8 protein-coding genes and 1 pseudogene are annotated in these 10,793 nt (G+C 35.1%); 6 read left to right on the top strand and 3 right to left on the bottom strand.

Going from position 1 to position 10,793, the window contains the following annotated elements:
- Positions 1-56 precede the first annotated feature (56 nt).
- Positions 57-1,007: a tRNA dihydrouridine synthase DusB gene (gene dusB / locus JR053_RS04190; protein WP_010402373.1), complete on the bottom strand. Its 951-nt coding sequence runs from the start codon at positions 1,005-1,007 to the stop codon at positions 57-59.
- A gap of 12 nt (positions 1,008-1,019) precedes the next feature.
- On the bottom strand, positions 1,020-2,474 hold the full coding sequence (locus JR053_RS04185; RefSeq protein WP_416603637.1) for a hypothetical protein: 1,455 nt from the start codon (positions 2,472-2,474) through the stop codon (positions 1,020-1,022).
- A 127-nt stretch (positions 2,475-2,601) separates the two neighbouring features.
- Between JR053_RS04185 and serS the strand changes: the two genes are divergently transcribed.
- The 3 genes and pseudogenes from serS (at position 2,602) to JR053_RS04170 (ending at position 6,429) form a co-directional block, all read left to right on the top strand.
- Entirely contained in the window at positions 2,602-3,882 is a 1,281-nt protein-coding gene (gene serS / locus JR053_RS04180) for a serine--tRNA ligase (RefSeq protein ID WP_010402352.1), read from the top strand.
- Positions 3,883-3,913: 31 nt separating this feature from the next.
- A complete protein-coding gene (purD, locus tag JR053_RS04175) occupies positions 3,914-5,185 on the top strand; it encodes a phosphoribosylamine--glycine ligase (protein ID WP_010402350.1) in 1,272 nt (423 codons plus the stop codon).
- A 295-nt stretch (positions 5,186-5,480) separates the two neighbouring features.
- Positions 5,481-6,429: pseudogene (locus JR053_RS04170) on the top strand (IS5 family transposase).
- A gap of 171 nt (positions 6,430-6,600) precedes the next feature.
- Here JR053_RS04170 and JR053_RS04165 read toward each other — a convergent pair.
- On the bottom strand, positions 6,601-7,092 hold the full coding sequence (locus JR053_RS04165) for an RDD family protein (RefSeq protein ID WP_026097229.1): 492 nt from the start codon (positions 7,090-7,092) through the stop codon (positions 6,601-6,603).
- Between the two features lie 137 nt (positions 7,093-7,229).
- On the opposite strand from JR053_RS04165, the gene icd reads away from it, so the two are divergent.
- The 3 genes from icd to nth all read left to right on the top strand — a co-directional run bounded on the left by icd (position 7,230) and on the right by nth (position 10,694).
- Positions 7,230-8,657 carry an isocitrate dehydrogenase gene (gene icd, locus JR053_RS04160; RefSeq protein WP_416603634.1) on the top strand — a complete coding sequence of 476 codons (1,428 nt, stop codon included), beginning with the start codon at positions 7,230-7,232 and terminating at the stop codon, positions 8,655-8,657.
- Positions 8,658-8,723: 66 nt separating this feature from the next.
- Positions 8,724-10,025, top strand: a complete 1,302-nt coding sequence (locus tag JR053_RS04155) for a molecular chaperone DnaJ (RefSeq protein ID WP_010402333.1) — start codon at positions 8,724-8,726, stop codon at positions 10,023-10,025.
- A 21-nt stretch (positions 10,026-10,046) separates the two neighbouring features.
- On the top strand, positions 10,047-10,694 hold the full coding sequence (gene nth / locus JR053_RS04150) for an endonuclease III (protein ID WP_010402332.1): 648 nt from the start codon (positions 10,047-10,049) through the stop codon (positions 10,692-10,694).
- Positions 10,695-10,793 lie beyond the last annotated feature (99 nt).

The raw sequence follows: 10,793 nt of genomic DNA, 5'->3' as shown, positions 1-10,793 counted from the left end.
TATCTTACTTTGTTTGCTTGTCAGATCAAGTCTAAACTATTACATTTAATCTGTTTTTAACTAAAAAAATCAATTATATTTTCTTTCACTTCTGTGCTGTCTATTATGTTATTTACTCTTACACGAAATTCAGATGAGTTTTGAAGCCCGCTACTGTACCATCCTATATGTTTGCGGGCCATCTTTATTCCTGTATCGCTTCCATAGTACTCAAGAATACTGTCATAATGCTTGAGTATTATGCTTAATCTCTCTGAGGCTGTTGGCTCAGAAACTTTATTTCCACTCAAAAAGTTTATTGCTTGATTAATCAGCCAAGGTTTGCCGTAAGCACCACGACCTATCATTACTCCATCTGCCCCAGATTCTTTAAGTGCACTTTGAACATCATTCAAACTCTTAATATCTCCATTTACTATAACTGGAATTTTTACCTGCTCTTTAACATTTCTAACGAATTTCCAATCTGCTTGACCATTATAAAGCTGTGCCCTTGTCCTTCCATGTACAGTAATCATCTTTGCTCCCAAATCTTCTGCAATTTTTGCCAAGCGCGGAGCATTACGATTTTCGTCATTCCATCCAGTACGCATTTTTACTGTAACTGGCACACTCACTGCCTTGACTACAGCTTCTATTATCTCAGCAGCCTTTTTTTCATCACGCATAAGTGCTGACCCTGCGTAACCGTTTACAACTTTTTTAACTGGACAACCAAAATTTATATCTATGATTTTTGCACCCATGCCCTCATTTAACTTTGCAGCTTCCGCCATAACATCAGGCTCACAACCAGCAAGTTGTACAGCGGTTAGTTCATCGACTTTTGCTTTTTGCATGCTCTGGCGAGTTTGCATGATCATAGCTCTGCTTGCAATCATTTCTGAGACTAGCAAACTTGCACCAAGTTTCTTTACAATACTCCTAAATGGATAGTCAGTCACTCCAGACATTGGCGCTAAAATAACTGGAGAATCAATCGTCAAACTTCCTATTTGTAGGGACATAGATTTTATAGATTAATTACTTAAGTCCAAACGTCTTGCACACGTTGTAATAACATTTTGAATAATCGAACTTATGGTAGATTGTGCCTCCTCTTTCTTACTATCTTCAGAAATGAGCTGCTGTATAGTATCATGTAAAATTCCACCTTCAGCAATGGATTCTTTCCACTCTTCATCCTCCATAAGTGCTTTTGCGAACTCTCTTCTCTTCTCGTGCAATTGTCCTGGCCTAGGCTTGTACTTTGATAACTCTCTGTCAATTTCATCAAATGATTTATCCTCGTTGAGCATTTCCGTAATCCTATGAGCATTTTCTAAAGCAAATACTCCACAATTACAGCCATCTTTTTGCTGATCAACCGCAGAACTCTTTATGCTATCATTTCCTATCTCTAAGGTTTCCTGCAATATGCCCACTATATAACTAGTATCAATTGGCTTACTAACTAACTTATTTCTATATTCTCTTGCATGACCTAATGTTTTTTCAACATCATCTTTTTTCTCTTTAAGGCTAGCATTATCTGGATTATTTTCTCTTTTCCGTATTAAACTTCCCACCTCATTATTTAAGGGTACTAGACACTTCTCAGCAATCTCATTAGCAAGACTTATATCGTCTTTTACCTTTCCTTCAATCTCATTTGGTAATTTATTACCAAATGAGTTACAATAATAAGCTCTAAATTGTCTGTTACCATTACATGTGACTATCAGTGTTACCCAGTGATTTCCTCCTAAATTAATAATCGAGGCAAAGATTTTTTTTGTGTTCCCTTGTTCTATTTTATACTCTTTCAGTTTTGAGTTTAAAGTACTCACATCACCAGGAATACAAAAAAGTACATTGCCACTTGAATTTTCTGAATAGTTATATACAGCTCTTGCAATATGAGAAATATCATGTTCTTGTAGCCAGTAATAGTAATTTTCTCTATTTGTCTGATGCATAAGAGTTTGTAAATCTTCATGAAACTCTTTGCCACCCAAACCACTATCTCCTGAAGCATTAGAATTTCTACGACTATTGTTACTTGAGGCAGGTTCACTTCCTGGTACAATACCACTATCCCCATCTGGGGTTTTTGGATTTCCTTGATTATTTACAGCTTGCTCTTGCTTTGGTGATTTTAATAGCTCATCAGTTTTAGCATCGCTTTCTTTTCCCTCTGAAACTCCTTTTCCATCAACATAATCTTTTACCAAGTAAAATAAAGGTTCAATAACCATCTTGTATGTTGCTGTAAGCACTATTCCCATTAAAATCCAAACTATAGGGTTGGAGATGAGCGTAGCAAGTGGTAAGGTTAAGAGGAAAGATCCCATTATCAATCCCAAACAGCCAATGGTAAATGTAGTCGCCAAATATATACAAAAAGCGTAGACAGCAAATCTTCCACTAGCCTTAAGTTTAGTGAAGTGAGTACTCTCTTTAGATTTATTGTATCTTTCTATGATGGCTAACATATTATATTTCACGTTTATCAATTCTAGCAAATTATGAAGGTAAAATCAATATTAGCATTTATATGTAAAAATATTGAGCATTCAAAGCTTTTGAAGTAGAGTAATGATGTTAGTAATAGCACAACATATGCATGATATAGAACATATACGCAAAAACCCTAAAGGATTTGAAAAAGCAATAAAAAGCAGAGGAGTGAAAGAATTTACTGCAAAAGAAATATTAGATGTTGATGATGAAAGAAGATTACTGACTACTACATTGCAAGATTTAAATAGGCAGCGCAATGAAATCACAGAGGAAATAAAGAAGCTTAAAATGAGCAAGAGCCCCTGTGAAAATGATGTAGAAGTGTCAAGAAACATAACAAATGAGATAAAAGCAATCAGCTTAAACGAGCAAACGGAGAAAGATAACTTAATGAAGATCTTATCTAACTTACCAAATATCCCTGCACAAAACGTGCCAATAGGTGAAGATGAGAGCTCCAACGTAGAAATCAGAAAATATGGAGAAAAAAGGCAATTTAGTTTTATGCCAAAATTTCATTATGAACTCGGAGAAAGGTTAGGCTTGATGGATTTTGAACAAGCAGCAAAAATTTCTGGATCAAGGTTTACAATACTAAAAGGACAGTTAGCTAAGCTTGGACGAGCATTAATAAATTTTATGCTGGAAACACATGTTAATGAATTTGGTTATACTGAAGTGCATCATCCAGTTTTAGTAAAGGATAGGGCGATGTATAATGTTGGTCAACTACCAAAATTTTTTGATGATTCATATTTAACTACCGATAAATTAAGATTAATTCCCACAAGTGAAGTAGTTTTAACAAATTTAGTTGCTGACAAAATAATAGAAGAAAAAGAACTGCCTATTCGTTTTACTGCATATTCAGAATGTTTTCGTAAAGAAGCTGGTAGCGCAGGACGAGATACAAGAGGTATGATAAGGCAACACCAATTTGGTAAAGTGGAGTTGGTAAGCATCACAACTGAAGACCAGTCAAATGATGAGCTTGAACGCATGACAAATGCTGCTGAGGAAATATTAAAAAAATTAGAACTACCGTATAGAATAATGCTGCTTTGTAGTGGTGATATGGGCTTTGCTGCACAAAAGACTTATGATATAGAGGTATGGTTACCTGAGCAAAATAAGTACAGAGAAATATCAAGCTGCTCAAATTGCGGTACGTTCCAGGCAAGAAGAATGAACACTAAATACTTCTTAGAAACTGACAGAAAAACAAAAAAATACGTTCACACTTTAAACGGCTCAGCTTTAGCCATAGGAAGAACAATTGTTGCCATAATGGAGAACTATCAAAATTCCGATGGGTCAGTTACAATACCAAACGTGTTGCAAAGATACATGAGTAATGATACTGTTATAAGCAAACAATAATTTTGACATATAGAAAAGCGAGGAAATAAAGATGAAGGTTCTGGTTATAGGTTCTGGTGGGCGTGAGCATGCTTTACTTTGGGCTTTAAAGAAGTCTCCTACCTTGACTAAGTTATATGTTACTCCTGGTCGCCCGGCCATGGAAAATTTTGGAGTTCTTGTGAATATAAATATTCAAGATTCAGTGGATGTTACACAATTTTGCAAGAAAGAAAATATAGAGCTAGTGATTATTGGTCCAGAGCAGCCGATAATTAATGGGCTTGCTGATGATTTAACTGCGGAGGGGATAAACGTTTTTGCTCCAAGTCAAGCAGCTGCAAAACTTGAGGCATCAAAGTCTTTTACGAAGGAACTATGTAAACAATATGGTATACCGACCGCCAAGTATGAACGTTTTATTGATGAAAGGTTAGCTAAAAATTTTGTCCGTAGTAATAAAATAAAATTTCCGCTTGTAATTAAAGCAAATGGAATTGCAGCAGGGAAAGGCGTCATAATATGCCACACAGAAAATGAAGCTTTTTCAGCAATAGATTCAATGCTAGTGGAGAAAAATCTTGGTGAGTCAGGTGAAGAAATAATCATAGAAGAGTTTTTAATTGGAGAGGAAGTAAGTTTTTTTGCTCTTATTGATGGGTTGAAGGTAGTAACCCTTGGGTGTGCAAAAGATTACAAGAGAGTTGGTGAAAATAACGAGGGACAAAATACTGGAGGCATGGGGTCATACTCATCACCTTCGATTATAAGTAAGGAGATGGAGCAAAAAATTATCCAAAAAATAATATATCCTACAATTCAAGCACTGACTAACATGGGAACATCCTATAAAGGCGTACTCTTTGCTGGTTTAATGATTTGCAAAGATAGTCCAAAGCTTCTTGAGTATAATGTTAGGTTTGGGGATCCGGAAATACAATCTATTTTACCTAGACTTGATCCAAATTGTGATTTGTTAAAGTTGATGTTGTCAGTTGCAGAAGGCAAGTTAAATACAAAAATGGTGGAGTTTAATCACAAAACTACAGTTTGTGTAGTTGTTGCAAGTAAAGGCTATCCTGGTGATTATCAAAAAGGAGAGGTAATTAAAGGATTGGATAAAATTGAGAACATTCCTGGTGTGCTAGTTTTTCATGCTGGTACTAAGTTGGATGAAAGTGGTAATTGGATTTCCGATGGCGGAAGGGTGCTAAATATAGTAGGAGAAGGAAATACTGTGGAAGAAGCTAAAAGTAAAGTGTACTCAGCGTTAAATTTTCTAGAATGGTCAGGTGGGTTCTTCAGGTATGATATTGGTAGTTAATTTAGCTCATGCAGAAACAAAAAAAGTCACTTTGTAAGCAGTAAACTAAAGAAAAACATGATATCTGTTCAGATTCATGTGAAACCAGTGCTTCTTTTCTTGTCATGAAAGTAGCTGACACTGGGATCCAGGTTGATGAAAGCACACTAGCATAGAAAGTGGTTACAACGTTTTCGATGAGATTATATGGAAAACTGGATTCCAGTGGGCTTTGTTGCATAGGTCAAATAAAAAGAACTGGCAGTTACTGACAAAATTCACTATAAGACAAGCATTTAACCTACTAAAGAAAAATATGCCACAAAAAATGAGAGTCAGTAACTGCCATGAATATAACAAATTTCTCCAAGAGAGGGGAAATATTTTTTATTACGTCAATGATGCCATAGAAAATTGGTACGAAAAAGGTCCAAAAATGGCTGGTGGCAACTATATTTATAGCGATAAGGTCGTGATTCTGGTTCACATAATAACTTATTTATTTAGAATAGGTCTGAGACAAACAGCGGGATTTATAGCAGGGTACCTTGAGCAAGTAAGGAAAAACTTGCAAGTTATTAGCTATTCCCAGGCCTCAAGAAGGCTTAAAAAACTTAACATCAAAATTAATGATCGAAGACATGATAAAAATAATACAGAAGATATTGAGATTGCCATAGATAGTACTGATCTACAATAATATTCCAGGTCATAGCAAGGCAAATGGTACAGATAGAAAGTATCGCCGCTATGAGCAAACAAGAAAACTGCATGTAATGCTAGAGATAGGTAGCAAAAAAGTTATAGCAGCAAAATACAGTGGCGGAGTTTATTCTGACCACTATGGAGCATGTGATCTTATTGCAAGGATTGATGTTAAATATAATATAAGCACACTATATGCAGACAGGGCATATAATCGAAAGAAGTTATACAAACTGTGCGATGAGCTTGACATAAAGACAAGGATTCCTCCGCAAAATAATGCAGTAGAGCATCCAAAGTTGGATTATATGGATGAGAGAAATTCTACAATCAAGCTCATAAAGTCATATGATGAAGATGGTATGAAGAGGTGGAAAAAAGAGATAAATTATGGGAAGAGATCTTATATAGAAAGTTTTTTCTCGCGACTGAAGCAAACATTTGGTTTTAGTTTTAGAAACAAATCTGAGGTTAATCGTGAGAGAGAACTGCTACTCAAGTGTTATTTGCTTAACAAATTTACTGATATAGGCATGGCTAAATTTGAGATAGCTTCATGAATTTATTCCACGTTACCTATTATCCGAAGAGTGATGCAACAAAGCCATTCCAGTGTCAAGCACTGGAATGACACCGTCTATTATGCAAATTACCTGCTAATTGCAATGTTCGTACAGATGTGGGTCACGCGCTGGAATAACACCCTTGGTGATAACAACTAAAGAAAAACATCAACTAGGTTTATAGTCTATCACTACTGTTTTTGCAATTTTGTCATTAAGGAACTGTTTATGCTTATCAAATGTTGCAAACAATATGATAATAATTGGTAAAATTATAAATAGACTAGAAATACTCAATATTGTATAAAAAATTATAAAATATAACACTCCAAAAGTTCCTGTTCTGATTATTGTTTGTGTTATAGTGATTTTTTCAAGTGTATTTTTGTCTTTTATATGCATACGAAGCAATAATTGTCCCGGAGTTCCGCCGAATTCTATTATCGTAAATGCATAAAATGCTAATGCCAATATTAGCGCTGTTACATTAAGAATTGTTGCGTTGTCTGAAATTATTTTAACCGCATTGGGTGTTAAAGAACCTAAGGTACATCCAACGTTAAATCCAATAAAATACTTTATCGCCGTTAATAAAATATGATCAAACGCAAATGCAAAAATGCGTCTCGTAACTCTTGCATAGCTTATTTTAGTATCCATACACCCCCACCCGCATTACTAACTGACATAAGAACATGTTATTAAATAACTGTAAATATGTCAACTTGTACAGTACTAGCTGCTTGTGCCACTATATCATTTGAATTAACATTAAATCATTTACAGTTAAGGAAGTTATGTCAACATCAGTCACAGTTGCGTATGGTGATGGTATCGGACCAGAAATTATGGAAGCGGTGCTGTCGATATTGCGTGAAGCGAAAGCAGAGATCTCAATAGATATTATTGAAATAGGGGAGCGTGTTTATAGTAAGGAATGGTCTCATGGAATTTCTCCGAGTGGTTGGGAATCTATCGAAAGGACAAAGATATTACTCAAATCTCCAACAACCACCCCTCAAGGCAAAGGGCACAAAAGCTTAAACGTTGCACTCAGAAAGAACTTAGGGCTGTATGCAAACATTAGACCATGCATTTCGTATCACCCTGTTATAGAAAATAAATTCGATAAATTTGATGTTGTTGTAATACGCGAAAATGAAGAGGACGTTTACACCGGAATAGAGCATAGGCTCACTGGTGACTCGTACCAATGCACTAAAATTATTACTAGATCTGGCTCAGAAAAAATATGCAGGTACGCTTTTGAATATGCGAAAAAACATAACAGAAAGAAAGTAACTTGCCTGACTAAAGACAACATAATGAAAATGACTGACGGCGCTTTTCATGCAGCGTTTGATCGTATTGCAAAAGAATATCCGGATATAAAGGCGGAACATTATATAGTTGATATTGGAATGGCACGTGTTGCCACAGAACCCGAGAATTTCGATGTTATAGTAACTGAAAATCTATATGGCGACATATTATCAGATATAGTGGCACAAACCTCAGGTTCTGTAGGGCTTGCAGGAAGTAGCAATATAGGTAATGAATATGCAATGTTTGAAGCGGTTCACGGCTCTGCTCCTGATATTGCAGGAAAAAACATAGCTAATCCTTCTGGTCTTTTAAATGCTGCAGTGCATATGTTGGTCTATATCGGTCAAGTGAGTACTGCAAAGCTAATTTACAATGCATGGTTAAAAACCTTAGAAGATGGAATACACACTGCTGATTTATATAAGGAGAAAAAGAGCAAGCAGAAAGTTGGGACAAAAGAATTTGCACAAGCTGTTATAGATAATCTAGGAAAGAAACCTGCAACATTACCTGAGCTTATAATTAGCAGTGATTTGGATAGTAAAATAAATAAAGTACAAGACCATTACGAACAAGATTACAAAGTTAAAAAGCTAGTGGGTAGTGATATAGCGCTTGCTTGGGACAAATCCAACAATTTTGATCAAATAGTAAGATTATTTGAATCGAGTAATCTGAAAATGATAGCAATATACTCAAAAGGACTTGCAATTTGGCCAGGAGGCTCAAAATCTTCAAGTGACCAAATAACCTGCAGGTTTATCGCAAATAATGAAAAGCAAGCTATTACAAATATTGATGTGAATAACTTGCTAATCAAACTTGAAGAAAATAGCTTTGACGTGGTGAGAATGGATAAATTGTATTTATATGATGGAAAAGAGGGTTTTTTCTCCTGATTATTGCTTAATGTTTTTGTGTTTGCGTAAAACACTAAATATGATATATTTATGTGAGGAATAGTAATGAGTCAACATTTTAAGTTAACTAATCAGGAGTTTCGTGATAATGCTAATCTGTTCGACATATTAGAAATAGAAGCTAAGCAAGTTGTAGACAAGAATTATGAAGAGCTTAGCGCAATTTTGAAGAAGCAGCATAAGAAGTTAATTCTTGTAAACCATCCTGACAAAGGTGGAGACAAAAATAGATTTGATCAGATTTATAAAGCTTATCAAGAGCTAAAAAAGTACATTGAACCTTTGGAGTCAGGAAATCCTTGTGTTAAAGTCAGTGTTGGTGCTGAAAGTAATGGACGTTTAACGGCAAGAGAGTTTCACTATAGGAGAAAGTTGTTTAACGAGCTAAAAATCAGTGAGGAAGAAGCTGTAGGTAAAGATTTTGATGGGTTGATTGCTATACTAAAAAGAAATGATTGTTCGTTTGGAGAAGACCTAAAAAGCTATAATGAACTTCAGGCTCAAATAGAGAGGATTTTGCTAAATCCAAATTTAGATAATTTTCAGAAGAGTGTACAAAGTGCAAAGTTAATGCAAGAGTTATATCAATATATAGCAAAGCCAAGCATACAATTATTCAATTATATTACTCCTCTAAAAGAAAAGAGAAGCCTAATTGAAGAAGATAAAAAGACATTAGCATTGAAATTTATAGAGCGCAAAAATGCTCTAATGTTAGTACCAAAAATAAGTTTTCTGCCTTTAGCTATATTAACTACAATTACTATAGGTTGCTATTTTTCATGGTGGATCATAGCACTTAATATCATTATTAATAACGCCTCTCGTTTATTAGTAGGTCATTATATGAAAAAGTATGCCAATTCAGAAATTTCTACTGATGAATTCATAAGTAAGATGAGCTATATCGAGCTAAGCAGTAAACTTCTGATCAACTATCCTTTAGCTGCTTTTTCTGTTTATTTAGTTACAATAAATTTCATTGCTAATGGATTAACTGTTGGTGGAGCTGTACTTGGTCCACTATTGTTATTGGCAGTATTAATTGAAGCATTAGCTCCTATTTTCTCAAAAGGCTGTGAAATATATGCTGACAAGCACACAAAAGATTTACTAGAAGAGGATCCAAGAGATAGAGTGCAAAAGGAGACTGATCTGTTAGGACGGTATGATCCACGAAAACTGTTAATGCCAATTATCATGCCTCTTGTTAGAAAATGTTTTGCAGAAGTGGCAAGCGAGTTTGCTGAAAGGAATTTTGATGAGGTAAAAACTGATATGTCTGATGTTAATACTGAAGGACTACCTCATCCTCGAGCAATTGAATTTGCACAGCAAACAGTATAGTATAAGCTTTTAGCTCTATGCATGGACTCAAAAAAAGTAGAATTAATATTTGAAAAATTTCAACAGTCAAATCCTGCGCCAAAAATAGAGCTAAATTATACCAATCATTTTACGTTATTAGTTGCAATAGTTCTGTCAGCGCGGACGACCGATATAAGTGTTAATAAAATTACAAAGGAGCTATTTAGTATCGCTGATACGCCAGAAAAAATGTTGAATCTTGGGCAAAGTGAGCTGAGAAAATGCATAAGCAGTATTGGTTTATATAATTCCAAAGCAAAAAATATAATCGGGCTCAGTAAAATATTGATTGAGCGGTACAATAGCAAAGTGCCTACTAATTTCGATGATTTGGTATCTTTACCAGGGGTTGGGAGAAAGAGCGCTAATGTGTTCTTAAATTCAGGGCTTGGTATTCCAACATTGGCAGTTGATACTCACGTTTTTAGAGTGAGCAATAGAGTTGGGCTTGTGAAAGAAAAAGATGTACTTAAAACAGAGCAGTCTCTTTTGAATGTAGTGCCAAAAAAATACCTACTTTATGCTCATCATTGGCTAGTTTTGCATGGTAGATATGTTTGCAAAGCGCAAAAACCTTCGTGTGAAACATGCATAATTCATGATTTATGTGAGTTTGAATGCAAGAGGTTAGTATCTCTTCTTTTTTAATTCAAGTAGCTCACAGAGGTGAAAAAGATTACTTTACACATTTTTCCATTTTCCTTATCATGATGTGTATAACAATGTTACAAAAAATAATATCATAGA

This window comes from Wolbachia endosymbiont of Nasonia vitripennis, assembly GCF_048054115.1.
In the GTDB taxonomy this organism is placed as follows: domain Bacteria; phylum Pseudomonadota; class Alphaproteobacteria; order Rickettsiales; family Anaplasmataceae; genus Wolbachia.
Note: the sequence above shows the minus strand (reverse complement) of the source record. Positions and strands in the feature narration are given on the sequence as shown.

Excerpts from the sequence above, each read along its gene's own strand:
- dusB (WP_010402373.1), bottom strand. The coding sequence starts at position 1,007 with ATGTCCCTACAAATAGGAAGTTTGACGATTGATTCTCCAGTTATTTTA.
- nth (WP_010402332.1), top strand. The coding sequence starts at position 10,047 with ATGGACTCAAAAAAAGTAGAATTAATATTTGAAAAATTTCAACAGTCA.
- JR053_RS04185 (WP_416603637.1), bottom strand. The coding sequence starts at position 2,474 with ATGTTAGCCATCATAGAAAGATACAATAAATCTAAAGAGAGTACTCAC.
- purD (WP_010402350.1), top strand. The coding sequence starts at position 3,914 with ATGAAGGTTCTGGTTATAGGTTCTGGTGGGCGTGAGCATGCTTTACTT.
- JR053_RS04155 (WP_010402333.1), top strand. The coding sequence starts at position 8,724 with ATGAGTCAACATTTTAAGTTAACTAATCAGGAGTTTCGTGATAATGCT.
- JR053_RS04165 (WP_026097229.1), bottom strand. The coding sequence starts at position 7,092 with ATGGATACTAAAATAAGCTATGCAAGAGTTACGAGACGCATTTTTGCA.
- serS (WP_010402352.1), top strand. The coding sequence starts at position 2,602 with ATGCATGATATAGAACATATACGCAAAAACCCTAAAGGATTTGAAAAA.
- icd (WP_416603634.1), top strand. The coding sequence starts at position 7,230 with ATGTCAACATCAGTCACAGTTGCGTATGGTGATGGTATCGGACCAGAA.